The organism is Streptomyces sp. NA02950 (assembly GCF_013364155.1).
Taxonomy (GTDB): Bacteria; Actinomycetota; Actinomycetes; order Streptomycetales; family Streptomycetaceae; genus Streptomyces.
Genome location: NZ_CP054916.1, coordinates 5570802 through 5585248 on the forward strand (window position 1 = coordinate 5570802; position 14447 = coordinate 5585248).

At 71.8% G+C, this 14447-nt stretch carries 14 protein-coding genes; 5 read left to right on the plus strand and 9 right to left on the minus strand.

The genetic code is table 11. From position 1 onward, the window contains the following. The first annotated feature begins 127 nt into the window (after window positions 1-127). The gene (locus tag HUT19_RS24420; protein WP_176182511.1) at window positions 128-796 is read left to right on the plus strand and encodes a PH domain-containing protein; all 669 of its coding nucleotides are present in this window, start codon (window positions 128-130) and stop codon (window positions 794-796) included. A gap of 58 nt (window positions 797-854) precedes the next feature. Here the strand turns inward: HUT19_RS24420 and HUT19_RS24425 are convergent, their stop codons facing one another. The 3 genes from HUT19_RS24425 to HUT19_RS24435 form a co-directional block, all read right to left on the minus strand. After that, window positions 855-2558: a phospho-sugar mutase gene (locus HUT19_RS24425; RefSeq protein ID WP_176182512.1), complete on the minus strand. Its 1704-nt coding sequence runs from the start codon at window positions 2556-2558 to the stop codon at window positions 855-857. Between the two features lie 561 nt (window positions 2559-3119). Beyond that, window positions 3120-3941, minus strand: a complete 822-nt coding sequence (locus HUT19_RS24430) for a purine-nucleoside phosphorylase (RefSeq protein WP_176182513.1) — start codon at window positions 3939-3941, stop codon at window positions 3120-3122. Window positions 3942-4088: 147 nt separating this feature from the next. Then, the gene (locus HUT19_RS24435) at window positions 4089-4526 is read right to left on the minus strand and encodes a gamma-glutamylcyclotransferase (protein WP_176182514.1); all 438 of its coding nucleotides are present in this window, start codon (window positions 4524-4526) and stop codon (window positions 4089-4091) included. On the opposite strand from HUT19_RS24435, the gene HUT19_RS24440 reads away from it, so the two are divergent. Together HUT19_RS24440 and HUT19_RS24445 are read left to right on the plus strand one after the other, a co-directional pair. Further along, complete coding sequence (locus HUT19_RS24440) at window positions 4466-6040, plus strand: NAD(P)H-quinone dehydrogenase (protein WP_303332066.1); 1575 nt, start codon at window positions 4466-4468, stop codon at window positions 6038-6040. The genes HUT19_RS24435 and HUT19_RS24440 overlap by 61 nt on opposite strands. Window positions 6041-6140: 100 nt before the next feature. Beyond that, window positions 6141-7130, plus strand: coding sequence for a DeoR/GlpR family DNA-binding transcription regulator (locus HUT19_RS24445; protein ID WP_176182516.1), 990 nt, complete (start codon window positions 6141-6143; stop codon window positions 7128-7130). A 76-nt stretch (window positions 7131-7206) separates the two neighbouring features. Here the strand turns inward: HUT19_RS24445 and HUT19_RS24450 are convergent, their stop codons facing one another. Further along, window positions 7207-7800 carry a TetR/AcrR family transcriptional regulator gene (locus HUT19_RS24450; RefSeq protein WP_254885754.1) on the minus strand — a complete coding sequence of 198 codons (594 nt, stop codon included), beginning with the start codon at window positions 7798-7800 and terminating at the stop codon, window positions 7207-7209. Window positions 7801-8120: 320 nt separating this feature from the next. On the opposite strand from HUT19_RS24450, the gene HUT19_RS24455 reads away from it, so the two are divergent. Further along, a complete protein-coding gene (locus HUT19_RS24455) occupies window positions 8121-8840 on the plus strand; it encodes a DUF4232 domain-containing protein (protein WP_176182517.1) in 720 nt (239 codons plus the stop codon). A gap of 176 nt (window positions 8841-9016) precedes the next feature. Here HUT19_RS24455 and HUT19_RS24460 read toward each other — a convergent pair whose 3' ends face one another. Continuing rightward, a complete protein-coding gene (locus HUT19_RS24460) occupies window positions 9017-10768 on the minus strand; it encodes a biotin carboxylase N-terminal domain-containing protein (RefSeq protein ID WP_176182518.1) in 1752 nt (583 codons plus the stop codon). A gap of 367 nt (window positions 10769-11135) precedes the next feature. Here HUT19_RS24460 and HUT19_RS24465 point away from each other — a divergent pair, with 367 nt between their 5' ends. Then, the gene (locus tag HUT19_RS24465) at window positions 11136-11585 is read left to right on the plus strand and encodes a hypothetical protein (protein ID WP_254885755.1); all 450 of its coding nucleotides are present in this window, start codon (window positions 11136-11138) and stop codon (window positions 11583-11585) included. A gap of 132 nt (window positions 11586-11717) precedes the next feature. On the opposite strand, the gene HUT19_RS24470 is transcribed toward HUT19_RS24465, so the two are convergent. The 4 genes from HUT19_RS24470 to HUT19_RS24480 all read right to left on the minus strand — a co-directional run bounded on the left by HUT19_RS24470 (window position 11718) and on the right by HUT19_RS24480 (window position 14424). Next, window positions 11718-12323 carry a nucleoside triphosphate pyrophosphatase gene (locus HUT19_RS24470; protein WP_176182519.1) on the minus strand — a complete coding sequence of 202 codons (606 nt, stop codon included), beginning with the start codon at window positions 12321-12323 and terminating at the stop codon, window positions 11718-11720. A gap of 55 nt (window positions 12324-12378) precedes the next feature. Continuing rightward, complete coding sequence (gene mmpB / locus HUT19_RS44040) at window positions 12379-12510, minus strand: morphogenic membrane protein MmpB (RefSeq protein WP_303332067.1); 132 nt, start codon at window positions 12508-12510, stop codon at window positions 12379-12381. Window positions 12511-12607: 97 nt separating this feature from the next. Continuing rightward, window positions 12608-12814 carry an acyl-CoA carboxylase subunit epsilon gene (locus HUT19_RS24475; RefSeq protein WP_176182520.1) on the minus strand — a complete coding sequence of 69 codons (207 nt, stop codon included), beginning with the start codon at window positions 12812-12814 and terminating at the stop codon, window positions 12608-12610. 14 nt (window positions 12815-12828) lie between these two features. Further along, a complete protein-coding gene (locus tag HUT19_RS24480) occupies window positions 12829-14424 on the minus strand; it encodes an acyl-CoA carboxylase subunit beta (RefSeq protein WP_176182521.1) in 1596 nt (531 codons plus the stop codon). Between the last annotated feature and the right edge of the window lie 23 nt (window positions 14425-14447).

The following is a 14447-nucleotide window of genomic DNA, read 5'->3' on the forward strand; positions in this document are numbered from 1 at the left end:
ACGAGCATATCTACGCGCGTAGCAGATGTCACCCCCGGGGTGGGGATCTGTTGGGCCGGGGAACCGGGTTCGGTGGGCCTCGGCTCCGGCATCCATTGTCGCCGAGGCGTGGTGCAGAATCGGCCCCATGACGAGCCCGGACGACTCAGCCCCCGACTCCTCGGCCCCGCAGTCCTCGGACGACGGCCAGGAGAGCACCTTCGCCGACCGTGTCTACCGGTCCCCCGCCGGTATCGCGGGGGGTGTGCTGCTGCTCGGACTCGGCGCCTGGCTCGGTATCGACGCGATGATCCGGGGTGAGGGGCGGACACCGTGGCTGGCCCTGGCCGGGCTGCTGTTCGCGGTTCCGGTCGTCATCGCCTTCACGGTCCGCCCCGCGGTGTACGCGGGAGCGGACCGGCTGTTGGTACGCAACCCCTTCCGTACCATCACGCTGCCGTGGGCCTCGGTCGACGGAGTGCGCGCGGGCTACACCAGCGAAGTGCTGGCCGCCGGTGCCAAGTACCAGCTGTGGGCGATCCCGGTCTCGCTGCGGCAGCGCAAGCGGGCCGCGCGGCGACAGGCCCGGTCCGCCGCCGAGGACCCCTACAGCCGTACCTCCGCCCATGTCGCCGTCGACACCGATGAGGACCGGCGCGCCCCCTCCGACGCGGCCGTCGGCGATCTGCGCGAGATGGCCGAGCTCAACGCGGGGCGGGACGGCGCGCAGGGGACGCCGGAGGTCCGCTGGGCGGTCGAGGTCATCGCGCCGACGGTGGCGGGGGCCGTGCTGCTGGTGATCATGCTGGCCATTTAGGGCCGGTGACGTCGGACCGGGGCGGCCGCTGGTGCGGCCGCCCCGGTTCTTTGGTTGTTCAGATGCCCGCCGCCGTCGCGAGGTCCGTCCTGAGCGACGCCAGCGCCGTCTCCGCCGTCGTACGGGCCGTGGCCAGCGCGTCCGCCCCGGGGACGTCCACCACCACCTCCAGGTAGCACTTCAGCTTCGGCTCGGTGCCGCTCGGGCGGACGATCACCCGGGCCGAGCGGATCGTTCCGTCGCCGGAGAGGTGGTAGCGCAGACCGTCCGTCGGGGGGAGGGTCTCGGTGCCCCGGGCCAGATCGTCCGTCGACCTCACGGCCAGGCCCGCCAGTACGGTCGGCGGCTGTTCGCGCAGCCGCTTCATCGCCGTGGCGATCACGGAGAGGTCCTCCACGCGTACGGACAACTGGTCGGTCGCGTGCAGACCGTGCGCGAGCGCGATGTCGTCCAGGAGGTCGGAGAGGGTGCGGCCCTGTTCCTTCAGCTCCGACGTCAGCTCCGCGATCAGCAGCGCGGCCGTGATGCCGTCCTTGTCGCGCACGCCGTCCGGGTCCACGCAGTAGCCGAGCGCCTCCTCGAAGGCGTAGCGCAGGCCGTCCACCCGCGCGAGCCACTTGAAGCCGGTCAGCGTCTCGGCGTACGCCAGGCCGGCGGCGGCCGCGATCCGGGAGAGGAGCGAGGACGAGACGATCGTCGTCGCGACGGTGCCGTGGGCCCGCTTGTGCACCAGGTGCGTGGCGAGCAGCGCGCCGACCTCGTCGCCGCGCAGCATGCGCCAGCCGTGGGCCGGGGGCGCTCCGGCGGGGGTCGGTACGGCTACCGCGCAGCGGTCGGCGTCCGGGTCGTTGGCGATGACGACGTCCACGGCGTCGGGGCCGGCGGTGGGGTCGGTGGTGGCACCCAGGTCTCTGGCGGTGGCGAACGCCAGGTCCATCGCGCCCGGCTCCTCCGGGTTCGGGAACGCGACGGTCGGGAACGCCGGGTCGGGGTCGGCCTGTGCGGCGACCACGGTCGGGGCCGGGAAGCCCGCGCGGGCGAAGGCGGCGGTGAGGGTGTCGCGGCCGACCCCGTGCATCGGGGTGTAGACGACGCGGGCGGTGCGGGGGGAGCCGGGGGTGAGGACGGCGTCGGTGCGGGCGAGGTACGCGTCCAGGACGTCGTCGCCCAGCGTCTCCCAGCCACTGTCCGGGCGGGGGACGTCGTTGAGGCTGCCGATCGCGGCGATTGCGGTGGCGATGTCGGTGTCGGCGGGCGGGACGATCTGGGAGCCGTCGCCGAGGTAGACCTTGTAGCCGTTGTCGCGGGGCGGGTTGTGGCTCGCGGTGACCTCGATGCCCGCGACGGCGCCGAGGTGGCGGATGGCGAAGGCCAGGACGGGGGTGGGGAGGGGGCGGGGGAGCAGGGCGGCGCGGAAGCCGGCGCCGGTCATGACGGCGGCGGTGTCGCGGGCGAAGTCGGCGCTCTTGTAGCGGGCGTCGTAGCCGATGACGACGAGGCCGCCCCGGGTGGTGTCCTGCTGGGCGAGGTAGGCCGCGAGGCCCGCGGCGGCGCGGATGACGACGGCGCGGTTCATGCGCATGGGGCCGGCGCCGAGCTCACCGCGGAGACCGGCGGTGCCGAACTGGAGGGTGCCGGAGAAGCGGTCCGCGATCTCGTCGAGCGCCTCGGTGCGCAGCAGTTCGCTGAGTTCGGCGCGGGTGTCGGGGTCGGGGTCCTCGGCGAGCCAGGTGCGGGCCTGGGTGATGAGGACGGGCTCCATGGGGTCTCCTGGGGCTGGCTGGCTGGCTGGCTGGGTGGGTGGGTGCGTGGGTGGTGGGGGGTGGGTGCGGGGGTGTGTGGGCGGGTGCGGGGCCGGGGGCTCCGGTGTGGGGTCCTGGACCGTCTATTTAGGCGCCGGTGCCCGGGGAGGTCTGGTCACCCGGAGATTGGCGCCACAAATACACGTAGTGTCCAGGACCCCACCCCTGCGCCCCCGTCCCCTCCCGTCTCGTCGGCGGCCGCGCCTCCGGTGGCCGGTTCGGGATGCTGGTCTTGGCTTTGGCGCTGCCCTCGGTGGCGGGGCCGGGCGACTGTGCCGCGGTGGGTTGTCGGTGGGCGCTCCTGCGGTGGCTGGTTCGGGATGCTGGTCTTGGCTTTGGCGCTGCCCCCGGTGGCGGGGCCGGGCGACTGTGCCGCGGTGGGTCGTCCGTCCGGGGTGCTTGTCCCCGGAGGGGCCGTGCCCCTCGGTTGAGCTCTGGGTACCCGCCGGAGGCGAGCTGACGCCGGGCGGCGGGTCCCCGGGGTGGGGCCCGCCCGCCGCCCGGTCGCCCGACCGGCGAGGTCACACGCGGTCGAGGACCTTGGCCAGGAGGCTGCCCATACGGGCGGCGGAGTCGCGGCCCGCCTGGAGGACCTCCTCGTGGTTCAGGGGTTCGCCCGTCATGCCCGCGGCGAGGTTGGTGACCAGGGAGATGCCCAGGACCTCCGCGCCCGCCTCACGGGCGGCGATCGCCTCGAGGGTGGTGGACATGCCGACGAGGTCCGCGCCGATGGTGCGGGCCATACGGATCTCGGCCGGGGTCTCGTAGTGCGGGCCGGGGAACTGCGCGTAGACGCCCTCCTCGAGGGTGGGGTCGATCTGCTGGCAGAGCGCGCGCAGCCGGGGTGAGTACAGGTCCGTGAGGTCGACGAAGTTGGCGCCGATGATCGGGGAGCTGGCGGTGAGGTTGATGTGGTCGCTGATCAGTACCGGCTGGCCGGGGCGCATACCGTCGCGGAGGCCGCCGCAGCCGTTGGTGAGGACGATGGTCTTGCAGCCGGCGGCGACGGCGGTGCGGACGCCGTGTGCGACGGCGGCGACACCGCGGCCCTCGTAGAAGTGCGTGCGGCCGAGGAAGACCAGAACCCGCTTGTTGTTGATCTTGTACGAGCGGATCGTGCCCGCATGGCCCTCGACGGCGGGCGGCGGAAAGGCGGGCAGCTCGGTGACGGGGAACTCGTGGTCCGGCGTTCCGAGTGCGTCGGTGGCGGGGACCCAGCCGGAGCCCAGGACCAGGGCGACGTCGTGGGTCTCCGCGCCGGTCAGCTCGCGCAGGCGCGCGGCGGCGGCGTCGGCGGCGGCGTGGGGGTCGCCCTGGCTGTCCCAAGTAACTGATGCGTTCACGCGGTCGAGAGTAGCCGCTTACTGCCTACGCGCGTAGACGTATTCGGGCGCGGTGTTCGGATTGTGATTCGCGCATGCGCCTGCGCGACCAGCCACGGCGCGGGCGCGGACGAACGACGGCACCTCGCGGCACTTCCCGCGGAGCGCTCAGCAGGGGCGCTTGCGCAGCTCCATGACGTAGTCGTGGGGTGCCCCGGCGGACTCGGCGGCGTCGGCGATTTCGCCGAGGTAGCGGGCCGAGGGGAGGCCGCCCTCGTAGCCGTTGAGGACGTAGAGCCAGGCGGGTTCGTCGCCGTCCAGAGTGTGGACACGGATCCGCATCCGCCGGTAGATGTCGAGTCCGACGCCCTCCCAGCGGTCCATGGAGTCCTCGTCCATGGGGGCGATGTCGTACAGGGCCACGAAGACCTGCGAGCGCGGGGCCTCCACGATGGTCGCGAGAGCGCCCTCCCAGCCCATCTGCTCGCCGCCGAAGGTGAGACGCCAGCCGGTGATCCAGCCGGTACCGCGCAGCGGCGAGTGCGGTGCGCGGCGGGACATCAGCCGCGCGTCGAGGTTGCCGGCGTACGCGGCGTAGAGCGACATGGCTCAGAGGGTACGGGAGAGGGGGGGAGTACCCCCGGGGCGGCCGGGCGAGCGCGTGCGGGACAATGGGGCATGTGACTCGGATCGTGATCATCGGTGGCGGACCCGGCGGCTATGAGGCGGCGCTGGTCGCCGCGCAGCTCGGCGCGGAGGTGACGGTCGTCGACTGCGACGGCCTGGGCGGGGCGTCGGTGCTCACCGACTGCGTACCGTCGAAGACGCTCATCGCCACCGCAGAGGTGATGACCACGTTCGACTCTTCGTACGAGGAGTTGGGGATCATCGTGGCCGATGACACCCCGCCGCTGGAGCGGGCGGCCCGGGTGGTCGGGGTGGACCTGGGCAAGGTCAACCGCCGGGTCAAGCGGCTCGCGCTGGCGCAGTCGCATGACATCACGGCGTCGGTGACGCGGGCCGGCGCGCGCGTCATGCGCGGGCGCGGGCGGCTGGAGCCGGCGCAGTCGCTCGACGGGTCGCGGCGGGTGGTCGTCCGGGCCGCGGACGGCTCCGAGGAGACGCTGGTCGCGGACGCGGTGCTGATCTCGACCGGTGCCCATCCGCGGGAGATCCCGGACGCGCAGCCGGACGGTGAGCGGATCCTGAACTGGACGCAGGTGTACGACCTGGACGAGCTCCCCGAGGAGCTGATCGTGGTCGGCTCCGGTGTCACCGGTGCCGAGTTCGCCGGCGCGTACCAGGCGCTGGGCTCGAAGGTCACGCTGGTCTCCAGCCGGGACCGGGTGCTGCCGGGTGAGGACCCGGACGCGGCCGCTGTGCTGGAGGACGTCTTCCGGCGCCGGGGGATGAACGTGATGTCCCGCTCGCGGGCGCAGGCCGCCAAGCGGGTGGGGGACCGGGTGGAGGTCACGCTCGCGGACGGGCGGGTCATCACCGGCAGCCACTGTCTGATGGCGGTCGGGTCGATCCCGAACACGGCCGACATGGGCCTGGAGGAGGCCGGGGTCCGGCTGAGGGAGTCCGGCCACATCAAGACCGACAAGGTGTCGCGGACGAGCGCTCCGGGCGTCTACGCGGCCGGTGACTGCACCGGGGTGTTCGCGCTGGCGTCGGTGGCGGCCATGCAGGGCCGGATCGCGATGTATCACTTCCTCGGGGACGCGGTCACCCCGCTGAATCTGAAGACGGTCTCGGCCAACGTCTTCACCGACCCCGAGATCGCCACGGTGGGCTACTCCCAGGCGGACGTGGACTGCGGGAAGATCGACGCCCGGGTGGTCAAGCTGCCGCTGCTGCGGAACCCGCGGGCGAAGATGCAGGGCATCCGGGACGGCTTTGTGAAGATCTTCTGCCGTCCGGGCACCGGCATCGTGGTGGGTGGTGTGGTGGTCTCGCCGCGGGCGAGCGAGCTGATCCACCCGATGTCGCTGGCGGTGGACAACAATCTGACGGTCGAGCAGATCGCGAACGCCTTCACCGTCTATCCGTCACTGTCCGGATCGATCGCCGAGGTGGCGCGGCAGTTGCACACCCGGAAGACGCAGGGCGAGGCGTAGTTGGCCCCTTATAGCAGCTCTTGGCCACGCAGATGAACAACTTCTGCTAATTGGTGCAAGCTGCTGAAAACAGACGGTCGTTGGCATTACTGTCAGTTTCGTGTTCGCTGCAGAACGTCGCCAATTGATCCTTGAAATGGTGCGTGCGAACGGAGCGGTGTCGCTCCGGGAGCTCGCCCGCGTCGTCCAGACCTCCGAAGTGACCGTCCGGCGTGATGTGCGGGCGCTGGAGGCAGAAGGACTGCTCGACCGCCGGCACGGCGGTGCGGTGCTGCCGGGCGGTTTCACCAGGGAGTCCGGCTTCCCGCAGAAATCCCATCTAGCGACCGCGGAGAAGACGGCGATCGCCGATCTCGCGGCCGGTTTCGTCGACGAGGGCGAGGCCGTCGTGGTCGGCGCCGGTACGACCACGCAGGAGCTGGCCCGCCGGCTCGCGCGGGTCCCGGGGCTGACCGTGGTCACCAATTCCCTGCTGGTCGCACAGGCGTTGGCGCATGCCAACCGGGTCGAGGTCGTGATGACCGGCGGCACCCTGCGCGGCTCCAACTACGCCCTGGTCGGCAGCGGTGCCGAGCAGTCCCTGCAAGGACTGCGGGTCTCGCGCGCCTTTCTCTCCGGCAGTGGGCTGACGGCCGAGCGCGGGCTGTCCACCTCCAACATGCTCTCGGCCAGCGTGGACCGGGCCCTGGTCCAGGCCGCGGCGGAGGTGGTGGTGCTCGCCGACCACACCAAGCTGGGCACCGACACCATGTTCCAGACGGTGCCCACCGATGTGATCACGCGACTGGTCACCGATGAGCCGCCCGCCCATGACGACCGGGCGCTGACCGAGCTCCAGGCCCTGGCCGACCAGGGGGTGCAGATCTCCGTGGCCGGGCCGGGCGCGGGCGCGGGCTCGGGCGGTGAGGGCGGTGGCCCGGGGCGCCAGGGGCGGCTGGGCCATCCACCCAGAGCCGGTGAGGACGGGCTGCCGCTGCCCGGTCCGCGCCGCAACCACCCGCATCCGCCCAGCCCCCAGCTGCGCAGCGCGGTGCCGCTGTCGGAGCAGCAGCCGGGCCGGGTGGCGGACCTGGCGCCGCGCCGCCGCTGACAGGGCGTGCGGTCGCGGGAAGCGGCCGTCGGGCCGGTGGGGCCGTGCGGTCGGTGGACCGTGTCGTGGGGCCCGTTCAGCGGGCCTTGAGACCGGTGAGGGTCAGGGCCAGCAGCCGGTCGGCCAGCTCCGGGTCGTCCGGCGACTGCTCCACGGCCAGGGCGATCGCATTGGTCAGCTGCATCAGGTCGGCGATCACCACATCGGACCGCACGGCCCCGGCCTGCTGTGCGCGGGCGAGCAGCTCGCTGCCCGCCTCGCGCAGCGGCAGACCACACCCCCGGGACAGCTCCGAGCTCTCGTCCGCCGAGCACGCCATCAGGGCCTGGGCGAGCCCGCGGTAGGTGCTTGCGTGGTGGACCAGCGCACGCAGCCAGTCGACCAGCGCACGGCACGGCTGCGGGGCCTTGGCCAGCTCCCGGGAGTGCGCCAGCAGGGCGCACATCTCGCCCTGGAAGACGGCGCCCATCAGCGCCGTGCGATGGGGGAAGTGGCGGTAGAGGGTGCCGATGCCGACGCCCGCGCGGCGCGCGATGTCCTCCAGCGAGGCGTCCGTGCCGTGCTGGGTGAAGGCCGTACGGGCCTCCGCCAGCAGCCGCTGGTAGTTGCGGCGCGCGTCGGCGCGCATGGGGCGCGGTGGCGTCTGCGCCGTGGCTGTCTCGATCGCCATCGCGGTCCTCCCTGCCGTGCCCGGCCGTACCTGCCTGTAGGTCAAGCATGCCATCACGTGATGAGGTGGCGGTCCGGGTCGCCTGGTCGGAGCCCGAAGGGAAGACAACGCCCCTGCCGGGCAGCGCGGTTCACGCGTGGCCCGTCCGACAGGGCGCAAGCGCCGTGCGCGGCGTTCACTGGGGCGGTGGCGCGGGCGACAGCGGTGCGTTAGCAACGTGTTAGCGGAACGACAGCCGTCGTCGGCACGCTATGAGGCACACGCCGAGCGAAAACCACGCCGGGCCAAGACCGTTCCACTTCACGAAGAAGGTTCTCGACATGCGCACTCTCCGCACCCGAGTCCGTACCATCGCCAGTGCGGGGCTGCTGGTGACCGCCGCTCTTCTGGCCACCGCCTGCCAGCCCGAGGACGCGGTAAGTGCTGGTGACTCCTCGTCCTCCGCCCCGGCCGCGTCCGACAAGGACACCACATCCGGTTCGCCCGCCGCGGGCAACGGCACCGCCAAGGCCTCCGGCTCAGCGGGCAACGGCACCGCCAAGGCCTCCGGCTCAGCGGGCACGGGGACCGAGAACGGCCAGGGCTCCGGCTTTGACACGGACGGCGACGGCGTGCGGGAGCCGGTCCAGGAGAACACCTGCGTCGCCGACGACCTTTCCTGGAACGTCAGGGAGGAGTCGCAGGCCGGCGGGTACTTCCTCATCAGCGCGACGGCCAAGGAAGGCACCGCCTGCACGCTGCCCGGCGATCTCCCCGGGGTGGCCTTCGGGTCCAACGGCATCGAGGCGGAGAGCGCGGAGCAGGCCGTAGGCGAGCCGATCGAGATGGAGGCGGGGAAGACCGTCTACGCCGGGGTGAACCCGAAGACCACCGACGGCAACGGTGGCACGGAATTCGACAGCATGATCCTCGCCATCGGCGACGACGACCCGAACCCGGCCCAGCTGTCGATCTCCGCCACCACCGTCGACGAGCCGATCGTCACCAACTGGCACACCACTGACACGGATGTCGTTCCCGGCGACGGAGTGGATGAGTAGGACACCGGACGGCCCCCCTCGCGGTGAACACCACAGCCGCGAGGCGGGCCGTCTCGTCCCGACCATGACGCGGACGAGCAGCAGGCCCATCCCGCGTCACTGACGGCCGCTGACACATAGCGTCGCGGGCCCCAGCCGGAACACCGGCCAGGGCCCGCGACGCTGTTGGCGCGGCGTCAGTCCTTGATCTCGCAGATGACCGCGCCCGAGGTGAGGGAGGCGCCGACCTCGGCGCTGAGGCCCTTGATGGTGCCCGCCCGGTGGGCGTTGAGGGGCTGCTCCATCTTCATGGCCTCCAGGACCACCACGAGGTCGCCCTCGGCCACCGTGTCGCCCTCGGCGACGGCGACCTTGACGATCGTGCCCTGCATCGGAGAGGCCAGCGCGTCGCCGGACGCCGCCGAGCCCGACTTCTTCGACGCCTTGCGCTTCGGCTTCTTCGCACCGGCGGCCGCCGGAGCCGACGCCACGCCCAGGGACGCGGGCAGCGACACCTCCAGCCGCTTGCCGCCGACCTCGACGACGACGGTCTCGCGGGCGCCGGTCTCCTCGGCCTCGTCGGCGCCGGTGGGGGTGTACGGGGCGATGGTGTTGTGGAACTCGGTCTCGATCCAGCGGGTGTGGACCGTGAACGGGTCACTGGTGAAGGCCGGGTCCGTGACGGCGGCCTGGTGGAAGGGGATGGCGGTGGCCATGCCCTCGACCTGGAACTCGGCCAGCGCACGGGCGGCCCGCTGGAGGGCCTGGGTGCGGGTGGCGCCGGTGACGATCAGCTTGGCCAGCAGCGAGTCCCACGCCGGGCCGATCACACTGCCGGACTCCACGCCCGCGTCCAGGCGTACGCCGGGGCCGGTGGGCGGGGTGAAGGTGGTGACGGTGCCGGGGGCGGGCAGGAAGTTGCGGCCCGGGTCCTCGCCGTTGATGCGGAACTCGAAGGAGTGGCCGCGCACCGCCGGGTCGTCGTAGCCGATGGCTTCGCCGTCGGCGATCCGGAACATCTCGCGGACCAGGTCGATCCCGGTGACCTCCTCGGTGACCGGGTGTTCGACCTGGAGCCGGGTGTTGACCTCCAGGAAGGAGATCGTGCCGTCGTTGCCGACCAGGAACTCCACCGTTCCCGCGCCCACGTACCCGGCTTCCTTCAGGATGGCCTTCGACGCGGCGTACAGCTCGGCGTTCTGTTCCTGGCTCAGGAACGGCGCCGGGGCCTCCTCGACCAGCTTCTGGTGGCGGCGCTGGAGGGAGCAGTCACGGGTGGAGACCACCACCACGTTGCCGTGGGTGTCGGCCAGGCACTGGGTCTCCACATGGCGGGGCTTGTCGAGGTAGCGCTCGACGAAGCACTCGCCCCGGCCGAAGGCGGCCACGGCCTCGCGGACGGCGGAGTCGTAGAGTTCGGGGACCTCTTCCAGGGTGCGGGCGACCTTCAGACCGCGTCCGCCGCCGCCGAAGGCCGCCTTGATCGCGATGGGCAGGCCGTGTTCGCGGGCGAAGTCCAGGACCTCTTCGGCGCCGCTCACGGGGTCGGGGGTGCCCGCGACGAGGGGGGCGCCGGCGCGCTGGGCGATGTGGCGGGCGGCGACCTTGTCGCCCAGGTCGCGGATGGCCTGCGGGGGCGGGCCGATCCAGGTCAGCCCGGCGTCCAGGACGGCCTGGGCGAAGTCGGCGTTCTCGGAGAGGAATCCGTAGCCGGGATGGATGGCGTCCGCGCCGGACTCGGCCGCGGCGGCCAGGACTTTGGCCTGGTCCAGATAGCTGGCCGCCGGGGTGTCACCGCCCAGCGCGTAGGCTTCGTCGGCCGCGCGCACATGCACAGCGTCCCGGTCCGGATCGGCGTAGACGGCCACGCTCGCGATCCCGGCATCCCGACAGGCACGGGCAACACGGACAGCGATCTCGCCACGATTGGCGATGAGCACCTTGCGCACGATGACTCCCTCCTTGAAACAAGCCGAGTTTAGGTACTGACCACACCTCGCGCCGAGAAGACCCCGGGGGTGAGCTTGACCACACGGAGCGTTAACCCGGGCGCGAACAGGAAGCCAAATCCCCCGTCGATCCACGGTACGCCCGGTTTTCGGGGCCGCGGCGCGGTCCCTGATGTGGGCTAGATCTCTGTCCCGCCGTGCTGCGGCGCTTCGGCTTTCTTTGTGGAATCCCTACGAACGAGCGGCGGAAACTTTGCCGCGTCGTCGCGCTCGTCCGCGCCGTGGACGCCGCCTGCTGCACACCCCTTGTCGGCCGTGCTTACCCGTTAGTAGCGTTCACGCCATCGAACGGAAGAGGGTGGGCGGGGTGGCACGCAGACCAGTGGCCGCGATAGCGGCTGTGACGCTGATGCTGGAAGCGGCCGGAATAGCGCTGCTGAACTGGATCCTGGGCCTGGTCGTGGACCGGCAGCAGATGTCCATGGGCGGGCTCGACACGGACGCGATGTCCGTGGGCACCTGGGTCGCGGGCGGTGTCTTCGGCCTCTATCTGCTGCTCTGCGGTGTGGTGCTGCTGCGGGTCGCGGTGCGCGACCGCGCGCCCGGCCGCTTCGGTCGCATTCTGCTCATCACCTGTGCCGTGGTGCACGGGCTGTTGGGCGCCTTCTCGGTCGGTCTGGTCGGCTGGCCCGCGTTCGGCTTCATGATGGTGGTGCTGGGGCTGATCGTGCTCACGCTGCTGGCGTACGGGCCGGAGGAGGACGCCGCGCCCGCCGAGTCCGCGGGCAACGGCCAGGACGCCCCCAGCCCCGCCTAGCGCTCCGCGGAAGAGCCGCGAGGTTCCGTCTCCGTCCGCGCCCGCGCCGTGGCTGGTCGCGCCCACGCGGCGGAGCCGCACATCGGCACGGTCCCGCGCCCCGTCGGGGCGCGACCGCACCACACCGGCCGGTCAGCCGGTCCAGAGGTCGGTGATGCCCACGCCGACCTCGGCCAGCAGCCGCCGCAGCAGCGGCAGGGACAGCCCGATCACATTGCCCGCGTCGCCCTCGATGGAGTCGATGAACGGCGCAGAACGGCCGTCGAGCGTGAACGCGCCCGCCACATGCAGGGGTTCACCGCTGGCGACGTACGCCGCGACCTCGGCGTCGCTCGGCTCGCCGAACCGGACGGTGGTGGCGGCGGTGGCCGCGGTGCGCTGTCCGCTCGCCGTGTCGATCACACAGTGGCCGGTCCGCAGCACCCCCGCCCGGCCGCGCATCGCCTTCCAGCGGGCAGTGGCCTCCTCGGCGTCCGCGGGCTTGCCCAGCGCCTGACCGTCCAGCTCCAGCACCGAGTCACAGCCGACCACCAGCGCCCCGGCCGCCTCCGGAAGGGCCGCCACCGCGTCCGCCTTGGCCTCCGCCAGCACCCGGGCCAGTTCGGCGGGGGTGCCCGCGCTCAGCGCGTCCTCGTCCACCCCGCTGACGATCACCTTCGGCGCCAACCCGGCCTGGCGCAGCAGCCCGAGCCGGGCGGGGGAGGCGGACGCGAGAACGAGGGTGCGCTGTGCGGTCATGCGCACCAGAGTAGGCCGTCCCGCCACCGGGCCGCCGGGGGCCGCCGGGGACCGGTCAGGGCCGCAGCGCCAGGACACACATCGCGATCATCACGGCGATCGCCAGAACGGCACGGGCGCGCCGGAGCATGGCCTGCGCCCGCCGCAGCTCCTCGGGCGGCTCCTCGGGCGGATCGGACCACAGCATGCTCTCGATACTGGAGCGCGGAACGCCGCCGCGCCTGAGTACGCGTACTCAGGCGCGGCGGCACGCGGACACTATGTCCGGTGGCCCGGCGGCTCGGTCAGGCCGGCCAGTACGTCGTGCGCCATGCCTTGGGGCCGGGGTGCGGCATCCGGCGGCTGGGGATGGTGCGGGCCGGATCGGACCACTCCTCCGGTGCGCCTTCGCCCTGCGCGACAGCCGCGGCGGCCGCCGCGCGCGCTTGGACCACCGCGAGTGCGGCGGCCAACTCCTCTGGGGTGGGATTGCCCCGGACGATTCGGATCATGGAAACAGCCCTTCCTACAGGGGGATGTTGCCGTGCTTCTTCGGGGGCAGCGACTCGCGCTTGTTCCGCAGGGTGCGCAGGCCCCGGACGATGTGGCGGCGGGTCTCCGACGGGATGATGACCGCGTCGACATAGCCGCGCTCGGCCGCGATGTACGGGTTGAGGAGGGTGTCCTCGTAGTCGGCGATCAGCTCGGTGCGGGTGGCCTCCGGGTCGTCCGCGGCGGCGATGGTGCGCCGGTGCAGGATGTTGACCGCGCCCTGGGCGCCCATGACCGCGATCTGCGCGGTCGGCCAGGCCAGATTGAGGTCCGCGCCCAGGTGCTTGGAGCCCATCACGTCGTAGGCGCCGCCGAAGGCCTTGCGGGTGATCACGGTGATCAGCGGGACGGTGGCCTCGGCGTAGGCGTAGATCAGCTTGGCGCCGCGCCGGATGATGCCGTTGTACTCCTGCTCGACACCCGGCAGGAAGCCCGGCACGTCCACGAAGGTCAGCACCGGCACGTTGAACGCGTCGCAGGTGCGCACGAAGCGCGCGGCCTTCTCCGAGGCGTCGATGTCCAGACACCCGGCGAACTGCATCGGCTGGTTGGCCACGATGCCCACCGGGTGGCCCTCGACCCGGCCGAAGCCGGTGATGATGTTCGGCGCGAAGAGCGGCTGCGTCTCCAGGAACTCGTTGTCGTCGAGGACGTGCTCGATCGCCCTGTGCATGTCGTACGGCTGGTTCGCCGAGTCCGGGATGAGCGTGTCCAGCTCCCGGTCCTCGTCGCTGACCTCGAGGTCGGCCTCGTCGGGGAAGGCCGGGGGCTCGGAGAGGTTGTTGGACGGCAGGTACGACAGCAGCGTCTTGACGTACTCGATGGCGTCCTTCTCGTCACCGCCCATGTAGTGCGCCACCCCGGAGGTGGTGTTGTGGGTGCGGGCGCCACCCAGGTCCTCGAAGCCCACGTCCTCACCGGTGACCGTCTTGATCACGTCCGGTCCGGTGATGAACATGTGCGAGGTCTGGTCCACCATCACCGTGAAGTCGGTGATCGCGGGGGAGTAGACCGCACCGCCGGCGCACGGGCCGACGATCAGGCTGATCTGCGGGATCACCCCGGAGGCGTGCACATTGCGGCGGAAGATCTCGGCGAACAGGCCGAGCGCGACCACACCCTCCTGGATCCGGGCGCCACCGCCGTCGTTGATCCCGACGATGGGGCAGCCGGTCTTCAGCGCGAAGTCCATCACCTTCACGATCTTCTCGCCGTAGACCTCGCCCAGGGAGCCGCCGAAGATCGTGAAGTCCTGGGAGTAGACGCAGACCGGGCGGCCGTCGACCGTGCCGTAACCGGTGACCACGCCGTCGCCGTAGGGGCGGTTCTTCTCGATCCCGAAGTTGGTCGAGCGGTGCCGGGCGAACTCGTCGAGCTCGGTGAAGGACCCCTCGTCGAGGAGGAGGTCGATCCGCTCGCGCGCGGTCAGCTTGCCCTTGGCGTGCTGCTTCTCCACCGCCCGCGCCGAGCCCGCGTGGGTCGCTTCTTCGATGCGGCGTTGCAGGTCCGCGAGCTTCCCCGCGGTGGTGTGACGGTCTGGAATCTCGGGGGCGATCTCCGGCTCGGACATCGGGATGCGGCTCCTGCTCGTCC

What these genes read in the sequence shown, in the direction of transcription:
- HUT19_RS24455 (WP_176182517.1), top strand. Translation starts at nt 8,121, where the DNA reads ATGCGCACTCTCCGCACCCGAGTCCGTACCATCGCCAGTGCGGGGCTG.
- HUT19_RS24435 (WP_176182514.1), bottom strand. Translation starts at nt 4,526, where the DNA reads ATGTCGCTCTACGCCGCGTACGCCGGCAACCTCGACGCGCGGCTGATG.
- HUT19_RS24425 (WP_176182512.1), bottom strand. Translation starts at nt 2,558, where the DNA reads ATGGAGCCCGTCCTCATCACCCAGGCCCGCACCTGGCTCGCCGAGGAC.
- HUT19_RS24420 (WP_176182511.1), top strand. Translation starts at nt 128, where the DNA reads ATGACGAGCCCGGACGACTCAGCCCCCGACTCCTCGGCCCCGCAGTCC.
- HUT19_RS24470 (WP_176182519.1), bottom strand. Translation starts at nt 12,323, where the DNA reads ATGACCGCACAGCGCACCCTCGTTCTCGCGTCCGCCTCCCCCGCCCGG.
- HUT19_RS24450 (WP_254885754.1), bottom strand. Translation starts at nt 7,800, where the DNA reads ATGGCGATCGAGACAGCCACGGCGCAGACGCCACCGCGCCCCATGCGC.
- mmpB (WP_303332067.1), bottom strand. Translation starts at nt 12,510, where the DNA reads ATGCTGTGGTCCGATCCGCCCGAGGAGCCGCCCGAGGAGCTGCGGCGG.
- HUT19_RS24480 (WP_176182521.1), bottom strand. Translation starts at nt 14,424, where the DNA reads ATGTCCGAGCCGGAGATCGCCCCCGAGATTCCAGACCGTCACACCACC.
- HUT19_RS24475 (WP_176182520.1), bottom strand. Translation starts at nt 12,814, where the DNA reads ATGATCCGAATCGTCCGGGGCAATCCCACCCCAGAGGAGTTGGCCGCC.